At 57.8% G+C, this 17,724-nt stretch carries 19 protein-coding genes and 1 tRNA gene; 11 read left to right on the plus strand and 9 right to left on the minus strand.

The genetic code is table 11. From position 1 onward, the window contains the following. Nucleotides 1-14 precede the first annotated feature (14 nt). Nucleotides 15-1,280, plus strand: coding sequence for an NAD(P)/FAD-dependent oxidoreductase (locus tag RRU01S_RS03595; RefSeq protein ID WP_045228889.1), 1,266 nt, complete (start codon nucleotides 15-17; stop codon nucleotides 1,278-1,280). 132 nt (nucleotides 1,281-1,412) lie between these two features. Here RRU01S_RS03595 and RRU01S_RS03600 read toward each other — a convergent pair whose 3' ends face one another. Continuing rightward, nucleotides 1,413-2,300, minus strand: coding sequence for an SDR family oxidoreductase (locus RRU01S_RS03600; RefSeq protein WP_108722556.1), 888 nt, complete (start codon nucleotides 2,298-2,300; stop codon nucleotides 1,413-1,415). 134 nt (nucleotides 2,301-2,434) lie between these two features. On the opposite strand from RRU01S_RS03600, the gene RRU01S_RS03605 reads away from it, so the two are divergent. The 3 genes from RRU01S_RS03605 to ilvC all read left to right on the plus strand — a co-directional run bounded on the left by RRU01S_RS03605 (nucleotide 2,435) and on the right by ilvC (nucleotide 4,709). Then, nucleotides 2,435-2,842: a winged helix-turn-helix transcriptional regulator gene (locus RRU01S_RS03605; RefSeq protein ID WP_045228956.1), complete on the plus strand. Its 408-nt coding sequence runs from the start codon at nucleotides 2,435-2,437 to the stop codon at nucleotides 2,840-2,842. A gap of 149 nt (nucleotides 2,843-2,991) precedes the next feature. Then, a complete protein-coding gene (locus tag RRU01S_RS03610) occupies nucleotides 2,992-3,645 on the plus strand; it encodes a TetR/AcrR family transcriptional regulator (protein WP_045228957.1) in 654 nt (217 codons plus the stop codon). A 44-nt stretch (nucleotides 3,646-3,689) separates the two neighbouring features. After that, complete coding sequence (gene ilvC / locus RRU01S_RS03615; RefSeq protein WP_045228891.1) at nucleotides 3,690-4,709, plus strand: ketol-acid reductoisomerase; 1,020 nt, start codon at nucleotides 3,690-3,692, stop codon at nucleotides 4,707-4,709. 52 nt (nucleotides 4,710-4,761) lie between these two features. On the opposite strand, the gene RRU01S_RS03620 is transcribed toward ilvC, so the two are convergent. Beyond that, complete coding sequence (locus RRU01S_RS03620; protein WP_045228892.1) at nucleotides 4,762-5,325, minus strand: hypothetical protein; 564 nt, start codon at nucleotides 5,323-5,325, stop codon at nucleotides 4,762-4,764. Nucleotides 5,326-5,330: 5 nt separating this feature from the next. Then, a complete protein-coding gene (locus tag RRU01S_RS03625) occupies nucleotides 5,331-5,783 on the minus strand; it encodes an RbsD/FucU family protein (RefSeq protein WP_045228893.1) in 453 nt (150 codons plus the stop codon). 240 nt (nucleotides 5,784-6,023) lie between these two features. Here RRU01S_RS03625 and RRU01S_RS03630 point away from each other — a divergent pair, with 240 nt between their 5' ends. The 6 genes from RRU01S_RS03630 (at nucleotide 6,024) to RRU01S_RS03655 (ending at nucleotide 13,193) form a co-directional block, all read left to right on the plus strand. After that, the gene (locus tag RRU01S_RS03630) at nucleotides 6,024-7,268 is read left to right on the plus strand and encodes an aminotransferase-like domain-containing protein (protein ID WP_045228894.1); all 1,245 of its coding nucleotides are present in this window, start codon (nucleotides 6,024-6,026) and stop codon (nucleotides 7,266-7,268) included. Nucleotides 7,269-7,407: 139 nt separating this feature from the next. Then, nucleotides 7,408-8,241 carry a PhzF family phenazine biosynthesis protein gene (locus tag RRU01S_RS03635; RefSeq protein ID WP_045228895.1) on the plus strand — a complete coding sequence of 278 codons (834 nt, stop codon included), beginning with the start codon at nucleotides 7,408-7,410 and terminating at the stop codon, nucleotides 8,239-8,241. A gap of 81 nt (nucleotides 8,242-8,322) precedes the next feature. Further along, nucleotides 8,323-9,306: an ABC transporter substrate-binding protein gene (locus tag RRU01S_RS03640; protein ID WP_045228896.1), complete on the plus strand. Its 984-nt coding sequence runs from the start codon at nucleotides 8,323-8,325 to the stop codon at nucleotides 9,304-9,306. Between the two features lie 9 nt (nucleotides 9,307-9,315). Continuing rightward, nucleotides 9,316-11,010: an ABC transporter permease gene (locus RRU01S_RS03645; RefSeq protein ID WP_045228897.1), complete on the plus strand. Its 1,695-nt coding sequence runs from the start codon at nucleotides 9,316-9,318 to the stop codon at nucleotides 11,008-11,010. After that, nucleotides 10,998-12,026, plus strand: coding sequence for an ABC transporter ATP-binding protein (locus RRU01S_RS03650; protein WP_045228898.1), 1,029 nt, complete (start codon nucleotides 10,998-11,000; stop codon nucleotides 12,024-12,026). The genes RRU01S_RS03645 and RRU01S_RS03650 overlap by 13 nt, the downstream gene beginning before the upstream one ends. Nucleotides 12,027-12,083: 57 nt before the next feature. Then, nucleotides 12,084-13,193: an endonuclease/exonuclease/phosphatase family protein gene (locus RRU01S_RS03655; RefSeq protein ID WP_045228899.1), complete on the plus strand. Its 1,110-nt coding sequence runs from the start codon at nucleotides 12,084-12,086 to the stop codon at nucleotides 13,191-13,193. 79 nt (nucleotides 13,194-13,272) lie between these two features. Here the strand turns inward: RRU01S_RS03655 and RRU01S_RS03660 are convergent, their stop codons facing one another. From RRU01S_RS03660 to RRU01S_RS03670, 3 genes are all read right to left on the minus strand, one after another. Next, nucleotides 13,273-13,938: an outer membrane protein gene (locus RRU01S_RS03660; RefSeq protein ID WP_045228900.1), complete on the minus strand. Its 666-nt coding sequence runs from the start codon at nucleotides 13,936-13,938 to the stop codon at nucleotides 13,273-13,275. Between the two features lie 266 nt (nucleotides 13,939-14,204). Then, a tRNA-Thr gene (locus RRU01S_RS03665) sits at nucleotides 14,205-14,280 on the minus strand. 101 nt (nucleotides 14,281-14,381) lie between these two features. Next, nucleotides 14,382-14,735: a nuclear transport factor 2 family protein gene (locus RRU01S_RS03670; RefSeq protein WP_045228901.1), complete on the minus strand. Its 354-nt coding sequence runs from the start codon at nucleotides 14,733-14,735 to the stop codon at nucleotides 14,382-14,384. 363 nt (nucleotides 14,736-15,098) lie between these two features. Here RRU01S_RS03670 and RRU01S_RS03675 point away from each other — a divergent pair, with 363 nt between their 5' ends. Beyond that, complete coding sequence (locus tag RRU01S_RS03675; RefSeq protein WP_045228958.1) at nucleotides 15,099-15,701, plus strand: J domain-containing protein; 603 nt, start codon at nucleotides 15,099-15,101, stop codon at nucleotides 15,699-15,701. Nucleotides 15,702-15,710: 9 nt separating this feature from the next. Here the strand turns inward: RRU01S_RS03675 and RRU01S_RS03680 are convergent, their stop codons facing one another. From RRU01S_RS03680 to RRU01S_RS03690, 3 genes are all read right to left on the minus strand, one after another. After that, nucleotides 15,711-16,292 carry a DUF922 domain-containing Zn-dependent protease gene (locus RRU01S_RS03680; protein ID WP_045228959.1) on the minus strand — a complete coding sequence of 194 codons (582 nt, stop codon included), beginning with the start codon at nucleotides 16,290-16,292 and terminating at the stop codon, nucleotides 15,711-15,713. Between the two features lie 39 nt (nucleotides 16,293-16,331). Further along, nucleotides 16,332-17,105: an arginyltransferase gene (locus tag RRU01S_RS03685; protein ID WP_045228902.1), complete on the minus strand. Its 774-nt coding sequence runs from the start codon at nucleotides 17,103-17,105 to the stop codon at nucleotides 16,332-16,334. Nucleotides 17,106-17,254: 149 nt separating this feature from the next. Then, on the minus strand, nucleotides 17,255-17,713 hold the full coding sequence (locus tag RRU01S_RS03690; protein WP_045228903.1) for an RDD family protein: 459 nt from the start codon (nucleotides 17,711-17,713) through the stop codon (nucleotides 17,255-17,257). Nucleotides 17,714-17,724: the final 11 nt, after the last annotated feature.

Below are 17,724 nucleotides of genomic sequence, written 5' to 3' on the forward strand. Positions count from 1 at the left end.
GAAGGGCATATTTCATGCAGGAGCATCACGTTGTCGTCGTTGGGGGAGGCTTCGGCGGACTGCAAGTCGTTCATGGGCTGAAAGGCGCGCCGGTTCGCATCACTTTGATCGACCGCCGTAATCACCATCTGTTTCAGCCATTGCTATACCAAGTTGCCACAACGGCGCTGGCCACATCCGAAATCGCGTGGCCGATCCGACGGCTTTACCGCGACAGGCCGGAAGTCACCACTTTGCTGTCTGAAGTTAGCGGCATCGACCGCCAAAGCCGCACGGTGATTTTGAAGTCAGGCGAAACCATTCCCTTCGATACACTGGTTCTGGCGACGGGCGCACGGCATGCCTATTTCGGCAATGATGCCTGGGAAAAGCATGCGCCGGGCCTGAAGACGCTCGAAGACGCCACCACCATCCGCCGCCGCCTTCTGCTGGCCTTCGAACGCGCGGAGCTTGCCACCACGGAGGAGGAAAAGCAGGCTCACCTGACATTCGTGGTCATTGGTGCCGGTCCGACGGGTGTCGAGATGGCGGGCATGATTGCAGAGCTGGCGCATAAAGTGTTGCCGCCGGAATTTCGCAATGTCGATACGCGCAAGACACGGGTTCTGCTGGTCGAGGCAGGGCAACGGGTGCTGCCAGCCTTCACCGAAGACCTTTCCGCCTACAGCAAGCGCGCCTTGGAAAAGCTCGGCGTCGAAGTGCTGCTTGGTACGCCCGTTTCCGCCTGCACGGAAGAGGGTGTGAAGATCGGCGAGCACTTTACACCCGCCCGCACCATGATCTGGGCAGCCGGGGTTCAGGCGTCGCCCGCTGCAAAATGGCTCGAAACGACATCAGACAGGGCAGGGCGGGCGGAAGTCGGTCCTCAGCTCAACATCCCCAGTGACCCCAACATCTTCGTCATCGGTGATACGGCGTCCGTCATGCAGGATAATGGCAAGCCCGTACCGGGTGTTGCGCCAGCTGCCAAACAACAGGGTGCCTATGTTGCCGAGGTCATCACGGCGCGCCTTGCTGGAAAGACAGACCAGCCCGCATTCCACTATCGCCACCAAGGCAATCTCGCCACCATCGGCAAGAGCGCGGCGGTAGCCGATTTTGGCAAGATAAAGCTGACGGGCGTTCTGGCCTGGTGGATCTGGGGCCTCGCCCACATCTACTTCCTCATCGGCACCCGCTCACGCCTGGCCGTAGCATGGAGCTGGCTGTGGATTTATCTCAGCGGCCAGCACAGCGCGCGGTTGATTACGCAGAAGGAAACGCTGAAGGACGAGGCTTGAGGTTACTCAGGCCAACCTGTTGGCTGGCCTGCCATGCAAATGTTGGGCGTAAGCGGAAATCAGACCTCCGTTACCCTCGGGCTTGTCCCGAGGGTCTGACCACAGTTAACATCGTAGCTCGATGATTCCCCATCAACCAGCAAGCGCAGCCTTATGCGCCTTGAAAAACGCGGATGTCGACTGCGGCTTTTCGCCCGTCAGCGTTTCGTAATCGCTGCTCAGGATATCGAAATTGCCAGCGGCAACATTGGCATCGGCGGATACCAGCATGTCGGCCACGAAGCCCGGTAGGCCCGCGCTTTCGATGCCTTGCTTCAACTGCTCGCCGGTAACCTGAACGGCAACCAGAGGCTTGCCCGCAGCATCCGAAATGATCTTGGCGATCTCATCCGCAGTCAGGCTTTCAGGGCCGGTCAGCGTGTAGGTGGTGTTGGACGGTGCAGACTTTGCAAGCACCGCCGCCGCCGCGCGGGCGCAATCGTCTCGCGATATGTTGGAGACCTTGCCGTTGCCGGTTGCCGTGAACCATTTCCCACTTTGAAGATTGTGCGGCATGGCGTGCATGTAGTTGTCGTAATACCAAGCATTGCGGATGATGGTGTAGGGAACACCGCTGGCTTTGACTGCTTCCTCGGTGCCGAGATGATCCGGCGCGAAGGTGACGAGAGATTTGTCCGGGTTCGGCATGGAGGTATAGGCGAGGTGCTTGACGCCAGCCTTGGCGGCGGCCGTGACGGCTGCCTTGTGCTGGGTCAGACGCTGACCGGGAACGGCGAGCGCATCGGTGGAAACGATGAGCAATGTGTCGATGCCGGCAAACGCGGCGTCGAGAGATGCCGCATCATCGAAATCAGCCTTGCGCGTCTCTACACCCTTTGCGGCCAGTGCTGAAAGCTTGGTGGTGTCGCGGCTGGCGGCAACGATATCGGACGCTGCAACGCCACAGGTTTCCAACAGGTGGTGGATGACGGCCTGCCCGAGTTGGCCCGACGCGCCGGTTACGAGAATTTTGCTCATCACATATGTCCTTTTCCGCATCCATTGGCAGCGGATGCATTGCTGGTCTCAAAAAGAGAGTAAGGCTAAAATAGGAATTGATGTGCATCTGTAAAGAAGGCATGTTTTCCGCTCTACGTTACCAGAAGGGAACCACCATGACTGCGACGATTTCCAGATTGAAGCCGAAGGCATCCGCGCCATCGCCAGATTTTGCCAATCTGGATTTCGACAATTGCCCGGTGCGCGACCTTCTCAACCAAATCGGCGGAAAATGGTCGACGTTGTTGCTGCAGGCCTTGGCGGAAAAGCCTTATCGCTTCGGGGAACTGCGCCGCATGGTGCCGGATATTTCGCAGCGCATGCTGACGCAGACATTGCGCGACCTTCAACGCGACGGTTACATTCACCGCGAAGTGTTTCCCACCAAGCCTCCCAGCGTAGAATATAGCATGACGCCGCTGGGGCGCTCGCTCTACCGGCCCCTGTCCGAGGTGATCAACTGGGCGCTGGAAAATCACGATGCCGTCAAGGTTGCGCGACAGCGCTTCGAAGCGGACGCCTGACGATTCATACACTTGCGAAAAAGCTCATGTTGCGTCGCGTCAAATCGCGCGCCTCGTTCAAAAAAGTTCTTGACCCTGCACGTGGCTCCCCTTAAACAACACTCGAACCGTACCGTACGGTACATAACATTCGAGATGGAGTGGACAAGGTGGGGACCGATCCGAACACATCGCAGGAATTTTCGCCGCGCCAGAACGCCGTTCTGGAACAGGCATTGCGTTTGCTGGTCGAGGGCGGGGAAAAAGCGCTGACGACATCGGGTCTGGCGCGCGCTGCCAACTGTTCCAAGGAAAGCCTCTACAAGTGGTTCGGCGACCGTGACGGCCTGCTGGCTGCGATGATCACCTTTCAGCAGAGCAAGGTCCGCACCTTTGAAAAGGCGGGTGACCGTGTGTCTGCGCTGCAGCTGATCGACCATCTCGAGGTGTTTGCCCATGATCTGCTGGACGTTCTGGCGGGCGATGTTTCGCTGGCGCTGAACCGTCTGGCCATCGGCCAGGCCAGCCGCGATGGCTCCAAGCTGGGCAACCTGCTGGTCGAGCGCGGTCGTCGCCAGATCGACAAGCGGGCGCGGGGTCTCATCGAGGCCGGTCGCCGCTCCGGTTATCTGCGCTTCGATGATCTCGAAGATGCCTATCGCAGCTTTTACGGCCTGATCGTCTCCGATCTGCATGTGCGCATGCTGCTCGGCGAGGCGCAGGCCAAGGATTTTTCCGCGCGGGCGCGCAAGGCCGTTTCGGCCTTTCTCACGCTCTACGGCACGGAGAAGGTACATTCGGAAACGGGCGGAAAGGCCGCCTGACATCCGGTCTCAACACCATCATCTATCAAGGAAGGACTACCGAAATGCGCGTCTATTACGATCGTGATGCCGATCTCAATCTCATCAAGGCGAAGAATGTCGCCATCGTCGGTTACGGCTCCCAGGGTCGCGCGCATGCGCTGAACCTGAAGGACAGCGGTGCGACTGGCGTCGTCATCGCGCTGAAGGCTGGTTCGCCGACCATCAAGAAGGCCGAAGCCGATGGCTTCAAGGTCATGACCGTTGCAGAAGCCGCCAAGTGGGCCGACCTTTTGATGATGGCAACGCCTGACGAACTTCAGGCCGACATCTACAAGGCAGACATTGCCGACAATATTCGTGACGGTGCAGCCATTGCATTCGCCCACGGCCTCAACGTTCACTTCGGCCTCATCGAGCCAAAGGCATCGCTCGACGTCGTCATGATCGCACCGAAGGGCCCAGGCCACACGGTTCGCGGCGAATACCAGAAGGGCGGCGGCGTTCCTTGCCTCGTTGCCGTTCACCAGAACGCATCCGGCAACGCGCTTGAAGTTGCGCTGTCCTACGCCTGCGGCGTTGGCGGCGGTCGCTCCGGCATCATCGAAACCAACTTCCGTGAAGAATGCGAAACCGACCTCTTCGGCGAACAGGTCGTTCTGTGCGGCGGTCTCGTCGAGCTGATCCGCGCCGGTTTCGAAACGCTGACCGAAGCCGGTTATGCGCCTGAAATGGCCTATTTCGAGTGCCTGCACGAAGTGAAGCTTATCGTGGACCTGATCTACGAAGGCGGCATCGCCAACATGAACTACTCCATCTCCAACACAGCCGAGTGGGGCGAATACGTCACCGGTCCTCGCATCATCACTGCCGAAACGAAGGCAGAAATGAAGCGCGTTCTGACAGACATCCAGACCGGCAAGTTCACATCCGACTGGATGCAGGAATACCGCGCCGGCGGCTCGCGCTTCAAGGGCATCCGTCGCATGAACGACACCCACCAGATCGAAGAAGTCGGCGCCAAGCTGCGTGGCATGATGCCTTGGATCGGCAAGAACAAGCTGGTTGATAAGGCTGTGAACTAAGCCGTTATTGTTTGGATGAGTTTGCGGAAGGCCGGGGCGAAAGCTCCGGCCTTTATATTTCATATGCCGATCCCAGATAGACGCCGTCAATGCTATCAGAGACCTCTTCTATGTAGGAGTTGATCGCTCCCAATAGATCAGTGAGTATAAAGTACTTTCGTTCAAACTTGTCCGACTTGATTGAAATCGCGGCATCGAACTCCTCAGTCATCGTTACTGACGTAAAGATATCGATTCTATCTGCTGCATATTCGAGTTTTCCAAGCTCCTTAAATATGGTTATTTCATTTCCATGGATAATATTTCCAATTATATTCCATGCACTGTCTGATTTCTTTTCGCCCGCTTCCTTAGAAACTTGATCAGAAATACGGACGTTTCTAGATTTAAGTGAAGATGTAGTCTGAGAAATTTCAGCGAACCTTCTCGCTGAAATACCTAGTATCAGCAGGTCCTTGCGACAAAGGTTCTCCGCAACAGTATAGTATTCGCCGTGACCTAAGATTTTTAGGCTCCGGGAAGTTGCGTAAGCCGCTAGGCGGCTTACTGCTTCGATAGTGTCGTTGTAAGCATGTTTGCAAAGATCTCTGTCGACCTTTTGCTTTAGCTTTTTCATTGAGTTTATGCCCCCGGCGCAATCACACCCTTCGTCAGAATGAAACACCCGTAAAACCGGGTCTCGCCAGTCGTAATCACGCAATAGGCATCCTTGGCCTGCTCATAGAATGCAAACCGCTCGATGCCGTACATCGGCGCGGACTTGCCTTCAGCAGCGTCGATTTCCGCTTGTACCTCAGCCTGCACCGGCTCGATCTGGTCAGGCGCACCCATGACTTCCATGCGGCCGACGGAGGGCTGGAGGGGGGTGTCGAGGGGGAAGACGGAGAGGATGGCTTTCATGGCGCGGGCGGCGGAAATGTTTTCCATGCGCAGCACCTGTCCGACATTGGTCGACTGGGCGACGCTGTCGGATGGGAAGTTGGTGTCGGTGACGACGAGCGTGTCGCCGTGGCCCATGGCGCGCAGAGCGTGCAGCACATCGGCGTTCAGCGCCGGGTCAATATTCTTGAGCATGTCGTCTCCTCCTGAGATCAAATCAATCGGCCCGCAATCGAGCCGGAAAATGCCCTGCCGTCAATCCATCGTGAAGCAGATTGTGAAGTCTGCGGAGAGATTGTATTGGGTATCGGCAATTTGGGAGCAGGCGCAAAAAATCTGAAAAACCGTACCGAAAACTGATAAGTCAGCATTGCTGACCTATCGTGATTTCTGTACATATTTGCGCAAGAAAACGAAATATGAGGAAACCACCCTATGCTTGATTGGGAACAAATTTTCGCCACGCGCTCATCGCGGATGAAAGCCTCTGAAATCCGCGAGCTTTTGAAGCTTCTGGACCAGCCTGACATCATTTCCTTTGCAGGCGGTATTCCTGACCCAGCGCTATTTCCCGATGAGGAATTCAAGCAGGCTTACGCGGATATCTTCTCTGGTCCGCAGGTGAACTCGGCCCTGCAATATTCCGTCAGCGAAGGCTACAAGCCGCTGCGCGAATGGATCGTCAAGGACATGGCGAAGATCGGTATCGACTGCGCCGTTGATAACGTTTTCATCACCTCTGGTTCGCAGCAGGCGCTGGATTATCTCGGCAAGCTGTTCATTTCGCCCAACGACACCGCGCTGGTGACATGGCCGACCTATCTCGGCGCTCTCTCGGCGTTCAACGCCTATGAGCCGACCTACGATCAGTTGAACCCGAACGGTAACCGCACGCCGCAGGCTTACCGCGACACGGCGGCGAAGACTGGCGGTGCGGTGAAGTTTGCCTATCTCTCGGCGGATTTCTCCAACCCAACGGGCGAAACCGTCGATCTGGCCGGTCGTCACAAGTTGCTGGAACTGGCGGATGAACTGGATATCGCCGTTATCGAAGACGGTGCCTATCAGAACCTGCGTTTCGATGGCGAGCCGGTCACGCCGATCATGGCGCTGGACATCGCCCGCAGCGGTGGCATCGAAAAGACCCGCACGATCTATTCCGGCAGCTTCTCCAAGACGCTGGCGCCGGGTCTTCGGGTCGGCTTCGTGGTTGCGTCCATGCCGGTCATCCGCAAGCTGGTTTTGATGAAGCAGGCAGCGGACCTGCATTCCTCGACCATCAACCAGATGGCCGTCGAGCATGTCGCGTCGCGTGGTTTCGACAAGCAGGTTGCGAAGATCAAGGCAGCTTACAGTGCTCGCCGCGATGCGATGCTGGCTGCATTGGACACGTACATGCCGAAATCTGCGCGCTGGACGAAGCCGGAAGGCGGCATGTTCGTCTGGGTCACGCTGCCGGAAGGCCTCGATGGCGCGGAACTCTTGGCGCAATCGCTCTCCACTGAACGCGTGGCCTTCGTTCCCGGCAAGGCCTTCTTCGCGGATGGCTCCGGCGCCAACACGCTGCGCATCAGCTTCTCCTGCGCCAACGAGCAGATGATCGAGGAAGGCATCAAGCGCCTTGGCCGTTTGATTGCCGGTGCGGAAACGAAATCGACTGCGACGATGCCGCTGGTTTAAGCGGTCGTCTTTTTGCGTCATACTCGGGCTCGTCCTGAGGAACTGACGCACCCCAACATCGAACGTGATCAGACCCTCGGGACAAGCCCGAGGGTGACGAAGATTTGCGTCTTCAAACCCCCAATAAAAGGAGTTCGTCATGACCAGCCAGCACGCGTTCCAGCAAGTGGATGTCTTCTCGTCGCAGCCGCTCAAGGGCAATCCTCTCGCCGTGGTCTTCGATGCGGATGGCCTTTCCGATGCGCAGATGGCGGCTTTTGCCAACTGGACGAACCTCAGCGAAACGACATTCATTCTGAAACCCACATCGCCGGATGCCGATTACCGGGTGCGGATATTTACGCCGCATGGTGAGCTGCCTTTCGCCGGTCATCCGACGCTTGGTACATGCCATGTCTGGCTTTCGCGCCAAGGCAAGACAGACAAGAGCGAGGTGGTGCAGGAGTGTGAGGCGGGTCTCGTCAGGATCAGGGTTTCGGATGGCAAGCTTGCCTTTGCGGCACCGCCTTTACGCAAATCCGGCCCGGTGAACGCCGATACGCTTGAAGCGGTCATCGCGGGTCTTGGTCTGGCCAAAGACGTCATTGTCGATGCGAACTGGACGGATAACGGTCCGGGCTGGGTTTCGCTGCTGCTGCGCACTCGCCAAGATGTGTTGAACATCAAGCCGAACTATCCGGTGCTGGGCGGACTGAAGGTTGGCGTGGCCGCTGCGTGCAGCGCGGACGATGCTATCGAGGCGGATTTCGAGCTGAGAGCCTTTGCGGATGGTTACGAAGACCCGGTCACCGGCAGCCTGAATGCGGGCATCGCGCAATGGCTGATCGGGCAGGGCATTGCGCCACAACATTATGTGGCAAGTCAGGGTACGGTTCTGGGCCGGGCCGGGCGCGTGAGTGTCGACAAGATCGGCGACGATATCTGGATCGGCGGTGCGGTGACGGTGTTGATCGAGGGCACTGTCACGCTGTGACGGGTGCTTAAAACCTGCCTGTCACACACATGTTATGGATGTGTGTTTTAGCGGTGCCAGATCGCAACTGGAACCGCATTCATGAAAACGCTTCTTTCCGCCTTCACGGCCATCGTTTCGCTCGGCATTCTCTTGGGCAGCGCCCAGGCGGCTGATCTGGTGCTTTATACAAGCCAGCCGAACGAGGATGCGCAGGCGACCGTCGATGGCTTCAAGGCGGCCAATCCCGACATCGACATTCAGTGGGTGCGGGATGGAACGCCGAAGATCATGGCAAAGCTGATGGCCGAGATCGAAGCGGGCAACCCGGTTGCCGACGTTTTGCTGATTGCCGACACTGTGACGCTGGAGCGCATGAAGCAGAACAAGCAGCTTATGGCCTACAAGTCGCCGGAAGCTGCCCATTACGATGCGACGCTTTATGATGCGGATGGCTATTACTACTCCACCAAGCTCATCACGACCGGCATCATGTACAACACGCAGGCCGCGATAAAGCCGACGCGCTGGGCGGATATGGCAAAGCCGGACGCCAAGGGGCTGGTTGCCATGCCAAGCCCGCTGACTTCTGGTGCGGCACTTATCCACGCTCAGACGCTTGCTGGTGTCGATAGCCTGGGTTGGGATTACTACAAGGCCCTGAAAACCAACGGCGCGATTGCTGCTGGCGGCAATGGCGCGGTGTTGAAATCTGTTGCATCTGGCGAGAAGGCCTATGGCGTCGTGGTGGATTACATGCCGATCCGCGAAAAGGCCAAGGGCGCACCGGTTGAATTCGTGTTCCCGGAAGAGGGCGTGTCTGCCGTGACCGAGCCGGTTGGCATTCTGGCCAACACCAAACATGCCGATGCTGCCAAGAAGTTCGTTGATTATGTTCTGTCCGCCAAGGGGCAGGAAGGCTTCGTCAAGCTCGGCTATATCCCGGCCCGCAACGACGTCGCCCTGCCGGAAGGTTTTCCTGCGCGCGACAAGATCAAGGTGCTGCCGATCAACGCGTCCGAAGCGCTGAAGAATTCCGAAAAGGACCTGAAAACCTTCTCCGACATCTTCGACTCCAAGGGCTGATCCAGCTTTATGCCCGCGCGTTCGAACAGTGGAAACAGCCAGCCGCGCTGGCTGTTTCCCTTTGTGGTTTCAGTCGTTTTCATGCTGAGCGCGCTGCCGCTCGGGCGGCTCGCCTATACCGGTGTGGTCTCGTCACTCAAAGGTGACATGTGGCCGCTGCTGAGCGATCCGGCGCTGTGGGACGCCGTGCTGAACACACTGTCCACATCCTTCTTCGGCATGGTGATCTCGCTTGCCGTCGGCGCCGGTTTTGCGCTGGCACTGACGCTGTGCAATATCCGCGGAAAATCGATCTTAAGCTTTCTGTTCATGCTGCCGATGATGATCCCGCCGCAGGTAACCGCCTTGTCGTGGATCGGCATGACCGGGCCTTCCAGCACGCTGCTGAAAGCCATTGGCCTTGCGCCGCCTCTGGGCTCGCCGCAGCCGCTTTATTCCATCGCGGGTATCGCGCTGCTGCTGGGGGTGCAGCATGCGCCGTTGGTCTATCTGTCGCTTCGCGCCGGGCTGCTGGCCCTGCCGCAGGATGGTATCGAGGCGGCTAAGCTTTCCGGCGCGTCTTCCTGGCAGGTGCTGAAACACATTATCCTGCCGCTGGCCATGCCGGGGTTGATTGCGGGTGCTGCCATCTCCTTTGTCTCAGGCGTGGGCAACTTCGGCATTCCGGCCATCCTCGGCATTCCCGCCTCCATCTTCACCTTGCCGACGCTGATCTACAGCCGTTTTTCTAGCTTCGGCAGCAGCACCTTTGGCGACATCGCCATGCTCTCCAGCATGATCGCCATCATCTCCGTGCTCGGCCTTGCCATTCAGGAGCGGGCAATGAGGGGGCGCGATTATCGCATCATCGGCCTGTCCGGCAAGGCGGCGACCTTCACGCTGGGGCCGTGGCGAGGGCTGGTGGAAACAGCGCTTTGGCTCGGCATATTCTTCATGCTGGTCGCGCCGCTGATGGCGCTGGTATCGAGCTCGCTGGCACCCGCCTATGGCGTGCCGCTCAGTCTCAAAACCGCGAGCCTGCATGCCTACGAGGAGATTCTGTTTCGGCAGGCGGTGACGCGCACGGCCTTTGCCAACTCATTGTTTCTCGCCACCGCGACATCGCTTTGTCTCCTTGTGGTGACAATATTGACGGCCTATTTTCTCGTGCGCGGCAAAAGCCGTTTCATGTTTTTACTGTCGGCCCTGGTGGACATTCCCTATGCGCTTCCGGGCGTCGTCATTTCCGTTTCCTACGTGCTACTGTTTGCGGCACCCATTCCGCTGTTGGGCGTGACGCTCTACGGCACACTGTGGATCATCCTGCTCGCCTATTTCTCCTCCTTCTTCGCCGTCAGCCTGAAGCCGATGGTCAGTGCCTTCACGCAATTCGACCCGGCGCTGGAGGAGGCCGCACGGCTGGCCGGAGCCGGGTTCTGGCGGCGGATGTTCGATATCATCTTGCCACTGGTCGGGCCTGCGGCGGGTGCTTCGGTCATCCTCGTCTTTCTCATCGCCTGCAACGAGCTGACCGTTTCGGCGCTGCTGTGGTCTGCGGGCACGCAAACGCTGGGCGTGGTGATCTATAATCTCGATGATAGCGGCAGCTTTAACCTGGCCTCGGCGCTGTCCGTGCTGGTGGTGGCCATGGTGGTGGTGCTGATGCTGCTTCTCGAACTTCTCGGCGCAAAGCTGCCGAAAGGAGTGGTGCCGTGGCGAAACTGATCCTCAACCGCCTGTCCAAGCGTTTTGGCACCGGAAAGCCAGCGGTGGACGATGTGTCCATCACTATCCGTGATGGCGGATTTCTGGCGCTGCTGGGCCCATCCGGCTGCGGCAAGACGACGGTGCTGCGCATGATCGCTGGTTTCGAACAACCGACGGATGGCTCCATTCTGCTGGGCGAACGTGTGCTGGCCGATGCCGGCAGTATGGTGCCACCGGAGCGCCGCAACATGGCGATGGTCTTCCAGTCCTACGCGCTGTGGCCGCACATGACGGTGGCCGACAACGCGGGATACCCACTGAAAGTGCGCGGCATTTCCGGCGAGGCCTACAAGCGCAAGGTGGCACACGCGCTCGCCACCGTGCGGCTGGAAGCCTATGCCGAACGCCGTCCTTCCGAATTATCGGGCGGCCAGCGGCAGCGCGTGGCGCTGGCCCGTTGCCTCGTGACCGAACCTGACGTCGTTCTGCTGGATGAGCCGCTCGCCAATCTCGACCGGCATCTGCGCCAGGAAATGGAAGAAACCTTCCGCGAATTCCACTTAACGTCGGGCGCAACGATGATCTACGTCACCCACGATCAGGCCGAAGCGATGGCGCTGGCGACCGATGTCGCCGTGATGTCAGAAGGCAAGTTGTTGCAGATGGCAGCACCGGCGGAACTTTATGCAAGGCCGGAAGGCAGGCTGGTCGGCGGGCTGGTGGGGCAGGGTGCTATACTGTCCTTGGCCTTACCTGAAAGTGTGCCACGGTCTCTGGACTGGAGCCTGTTGCGGCCGCTGATGATGGCGGAACGCTCATCGTCACCGCACGGCGATATTCTGGTGCGCCCGCAGGATGTAATACAGGATGGCGATGGCATACCGTGCCGGGTCACCAACATTCTCTACGAAGGCGAGCGTTACGCCCTTCGCCTGACGTTACCGGACGGGCAGGCGCTGCGCGCCTATTCCCGCGAATCTGCTGCCATCGGCTCGCTCCTTCCCATCGTCATCAGGTCCGCATGGCGACTGTAACGCTTGCCGTGCCGGGATTAACGGATAGTCTGACCTGAGACCAACCGGGAATGATTCATGTCGCTGCGGCTTGCCACGTTCAACATCGAAAACCTGATGACGCGTTTCGATTATACCGGCTTTCGCAACCAGACGCGGCGCGACCGGGCCATGCAGCTTTTCGATGTGCGCGACGAGGCGACCTACCAGGCGCTGGAAAGCGCCCGCATGCTGGCATCGACCGATGATACCCGCCAGCTTTCGGCTCTGGCCATTGCCGATGCGGATGCCGACATTCTCTGCCTTCAGGAAGTCGATAACATGGCCGCCTTGCAGGCCTTCGAATACGGCTATCTCTATCGCATGGTGGGCAATGGTTACCGCCAGAAATATCTGGTGGAAGGCAATGACAGCCGCGGCATCGATGTCGCCGTCATCATGCGCGACGAAACGCTGGATGGCGACAAGATCGAGCTTGTCGAGATCAAAAGCCATGCGACGCTGACCTATCGCGAGCTTGAACTTTTCACGCCGGAACTGGCGCTCACCAACCGCATCGACGACAAGATTTTCAAACGGGATTGCCTCGAGCTAGACCTGCGCATCGGCGGCAAACCGTTCACGCTTTATGTAACGCATCTAAAATCCATGACCAACGCCCGTGAGGCCGGTGACGCGAGGCTGGGCACCATGCCGGTACGCGAAGCGGAGGTAAGGGCCATCCGCCGCATCATCGAAAACCGCTTCGGCGCGTACAAGGCCCGCTCCATGAATTTCGCCATCTGCGGCGACATGAACGACTATCAGGAGCGAGTCATCATTTCCGGCAACCGCCGCACCGGCTACAGCTTCACGCCGATAAAAGAGGAGCGCAGCGCTCTCGATATTCTCAGCAAGGACGGCTTTGCCGTAAACCCCATGCAACGCCGTGACGAGATGGACCGCTGGACCCTCTACCACTCCCGCGGCCCGCAGGAACAGCATCTCTGCCAACTCGACTACATCTGGCTCTCACCGCATTTGGCAGAGGTCAATGCTAACAGCGCCCCTGTAATCATCCGCGGTGGTCAGCCTTATCGCACCATCTTCCCGCCGGGGCAGGAGGTGGATCGTTACCCGCGCACGGGGTGGGATAGGCCAAAGGCCTCGGACCATTGCCCAGTGGTGATGACGCTGGATTTGGGGTGACGTGCGGCGTACGTCAGTCTCGCCCACAAAAAAGCCCGACAACGCGCCGGGCTTTTTGTGACGATCAGATATTTCGGACTTAAAATTTGACGCCAAGGCCGACGCGAACTGCGTGCTGGTCGATATCTGAATTGAGAGTGCCACCGCCGAAGTTGAAATCCTTGTCGCCGAAATCAGTGTAGCGGTATTCGACACGTCCAAAGACCATATCCGTGAAAGCATAGTCGAGGCCAACGCCGACTGTGTATCCGTTGAAGGTTTCTTTTTCATCGATGATGCCAGGAACTTCAGCATAGCCGCGCGCATATGCCCAGCCAGCCGTTCCATAGAAGAGAGCGCGATCGAAAGCATAACCGACGCGGCCACGCACGGAACCCTGCCAGTCAAATCCGTAGTCCAGCGACACTGGAGCGACGAGGGTCACGGAGTCATCACCCCAATTCTTGTCGAAATCGGCTTCGAGACCGACGACCCAATTGTTGCTGAACTGGTGGTTATATCCAACGAAGCCGCCAAGAACTGCACCATCGAAATCAGCCGACGCGTCGCCAAGTCCAGAGCCTGGAATGCTGACGTCCTGATTGTTCCAGCCATATCCGCCCTGAACACCCACTGTGAAGCCGCTCCAAGAAAACAGGGGCGCGTCATTTGCGATCGGCGCTTGTGGCACTTCATAGACAGCATCCGCGGCCATCGCAGTCGAGGCAGCAAGGATGAAAGCGGCAGTTGTAATGACTTTATTCATTTTTCTTCTCCCTTATATGTGGAGTTTAGAATATACAGTTTATGAGCAATTGATGTAGTAATGGCGCAACACGCCGGGAAACATCCTTGCAGCGTGTATTTTGCGCGAGCTTATCTGATAAAATATGAGTGAACTCTGACCGAGCATGTGGGCGTCGACACGCTTGGGATATGCGACTTGTCAGACACAATACGACAGATATCAGCCTTGCGATGTCGCAAGATGTCTCGCAAAATCGGCTATTTGTCTGATTTTAAAAAGAAAACTGGTGCCCCCGACAAGGTTCGAACTCGTGACCCCCTGATTACAAATCAGGTGCTCTACCAACTGAGCTACAAGGGCAATCCAGTGCGGGTGGAATTATCAGATTCTCTGGTGGTGTAAAGTGGAAATTTCACTGTGGTGCAGAAAAATGATGGGCTATCGCTGGTCTGGCGGCTTTTTTATCCCTGGAGATAATAGAGGCGGTGGATGATGGTCCAGTTTTTGTCTCGTTCCAGCAAAGAGAGATATTCGCAAAAATCCATTCCGGATAGGTGGACCGTAAGTTTGACGGATGCTGTATCGCCGGTCTGGTCGATGCCGAGGATTTCGAACTGTGGTTGGTGTGCGGTCTGGCCCTGATCGGCGGAGCGGGTCTGGTGGATGAAGTCCTCCAACGACAGCCACTCCGTCGCGCCCTCGTAATTTCCCACGATGCTGGCACGCGGATCGAACACCTCGCGCAGCAGGCTGGCGTCCGCATCGGTCATTGCCTGCACGTAATCGGTGACCGTCTGTGTTATTGTTTGTGACATCGTAGTGACCCTCTCTCCCCAAAGTGAATTCTAAAGTACAACACGTTTCAGAATTAGGCCATAACGCCTTGAAACCAGTGGTTAACGCGGTGTCTACCTCACTTTTTGATCGCGGTGAATCCGTCTCAGATGATGCTTTCCACATCTTTGTCATGCCTGGTGTCATCGCTGCCACGCGGCGGACAAATTTGCAGGCAATGGCGGAGCGCTGCCGGCAACAGCGCGGGCTTTACTGTCGTTTTGCGTTCAAAACCGCAGGCGAGGGGTGCCTTGGGCGGGTAAAATTTCGTATGATGCGGTGGTGGTCGGATCTGTTCGTTGCGGATACGGGCTGTTTTGAAGAATGCGGATACAGGTGTTTCGGTGATCGATCCTTATGTTTTGCTGGGTGTTGGGCGCGATGCCGATGAGGCAGCGATCAAGTCTGCCTATCGCAAGGTGGCCAAGAGCGCCCACCCCGACAGTGGTGGCGACGCCGAGCAATTTGAAAAGCTGCAACTGGCCTACGACCTTTTGAAAGACCCTGTCAGGCGCAAGGTTTTCGACGATACGGGATATGACCCTCAGCTGGCCGATGCCAAGGATCTCAAGGGTCTGCTGATGCTGGAAACGCTGGTCAACGAGTTCATTCTGGATGAACGCGAGCCAGGCAGTTTCGATCCGGTCGCGGCCATGCGCCGCAAGCTGACGGACGATATTTTGAAAAGCCGGTTCCATATTCTGGAACTGGAGCGCCACCGCGCCCGCGTGCGCAAGCATATGGACCGGCTGGGTCGCAAGCCGGAAACCGATGTGCTGGGCTCCATGCTGCGGGCGCGCAGCCAGTCGATTGCCGATGCCATTCGCAATGCCGAGACGCAGATCGAGGTCATCGAGCAGGCCTATACGATGCTGGAGGGCTATTCCTACGAGCTGGAAATCGCCATTCTTGCGGAGCCGGTTTTGAAGGGCGAGGCGGCGGAGTAACGATTGCCGTTATGGGCCATTCACCAGCGCCAGAATGAGTTGGTGCACCGCACCGCCATTTGAGAGTTCATCCCTGTCGAAATCCCGGCCGCGCTGGCGCTGCTCGTTGGAGAGTTCGCCCAATCGGGCCTGCAAGACTTCGCGGACTTTCTGGCATTTTGGATCGTTTTCAGCGCGCAGGCCGACGCTGAAGGCTTCGATCTTTTTCACCATGTCGAGAATATGTGCGCCGTGCACCCGCTCGTGTTTTTCAACGCCCGAGATGAAGCGCTGCCAGCTGGCGGAGACATCGGGCGAAAGCTTTGCCGATGCTTTCGGCCAGGTGTAGATGATGGTGAGATTGGGTCGCGCTGTCGCCAGCACACAGGCGCCGTCCGGCTGCGGACGGTAATCGCGCCGCCATGTCAGCTTGAAGGTGGTGTGCGCCACGGCTTGCACGCCGGCCTGCGGGCCACGCTCACCGATCGATTCGTAAAGGGAAAAGCCGGTGTTTCCGGTGATGGCATATGTCTTGATCTGTTCGCTGGGGCTCCAGCTGGTTTGCGCATGGGCGGATGACGCCGATGAGGCGATCAGGCCCGCTGCGAGAATGGTCTTAAATCGTATTGGCACGCGTTGTCCTGCTGGTCATCATGGTGTTTGAAGCGCGCTCGTCTCCGGCTCGTAGACTTCCCAACCGCGTGGCGTCAGATGCTCTTGCGGGTGGTAACGGGTCTTGTAGCCCATCTTGTCGGAGCCATCGACCCAGTAACCGAGATAAACATGCGGCAGGCCGAGTGTGCGGGTTCTCGCGATGTGATCGAGAATGAGGAAGGTACCGAGCGAACGCTTTTCGAAATCCGGATTGAAGAAGGAATAGACCATCGAGAGCCCGTCGCTCATTGTATCGGTGAGCGCCACGGCAACCAGCTCGCCCCGTTTGGTCTCATCGATGCCGTAGCCTGGCTCGCGCTTGCGGTATTCGATGATACGGGTGTTGACGTGGGTGTCTTCGACCATGACGGCATAGTCCAGTGCCGACATGTCCGACATGCCCCCGGACTGGTGACGCCTGTCTAGATAGCGGCGGAAGAGCGAGAATTGTTCTGTCGAGGGTTCGGAATGATGGACTGTGGCGACCAGATCATTGTTGGTTGCCAGAACCCGGCGCATGGATTTGGTTGGCGTGAAGCGATCGGCCAGAATGCGCACAGACACACAGGCGCGACACGTTTCGCAGGCCGGGCGGTACGCGATATTTTGAGACCGGCGGAAACCACCTTGCGTGAGAAGATCGTTCATCTCGGGCGCGCGGGGGCCAACGAGATGGGTAAACACCTTGCGTTCCAACTGGCCCGGCAGATAAGGGCATGTCGCGGGCGCTGTCAGATAGAATTGCGGAGAAGGTGTGGCTTGCGTGTTCATCGAACCCTCATCGCTCCCTTCTCCGGCCAGCGGCCGACAATCCGCAGTCAAACCTGCGCATCAGAATGACAAAAAGATGGAAAACGTCAACTGTTGCAGGTGGATCGCACTTCAATTTGAAGCCGCAAAGGGCGGCTTTTATTTGAATTTCAGATTGTTCTAACGATAACGGTGCCGAGAAGGAAGTCGTGCAGCAGACGCGAGCGTTCCGTAAACAGTCCAGCCAGCAAAATGAACGGCGTCAGAACCGAGTTGAGAATCCAGAACAAGGCGATGTGCACCGTTGCCAACAGAAAATCGACTCGCCCGCCATTCGTCCGCGCCATGGCAATTCCGGCTGCCCGCATGCCAGGCGTTGCCTGCGCCGAACTGCCAAGCGTCATGCCAAAGTAAAGCACCGCCACAATGACGAAGATGGCGGGAAAAAGCATGAACCCCAAGCCAAGTGTCAGGACACCAAGGAAAAAGATGATCACAGCGGCCGGAATGCACAGAAGGGCCACGATGATATAATCGATGATGAACGCAAAGGCGCGACGGCTCAGCACGCCGCTATAGGCGCGCCAGTCTTCGGTAGGGACATAGGTGGCATTCGGGTCGAGGCTCATCGACGGTTTCT

Origin of the sequence: Agrobacterium rubi TR3 = NBRC 13261 (assembly GCF_000739935.1) — a bacterium.
GTDB classification, from domain to species: Bacteria; Pseudomonadota; Alphaproteobacteria; order Rhizobiales; family Rhizobiaceae; genus Agrobacterium; species Agrobacterium rubi.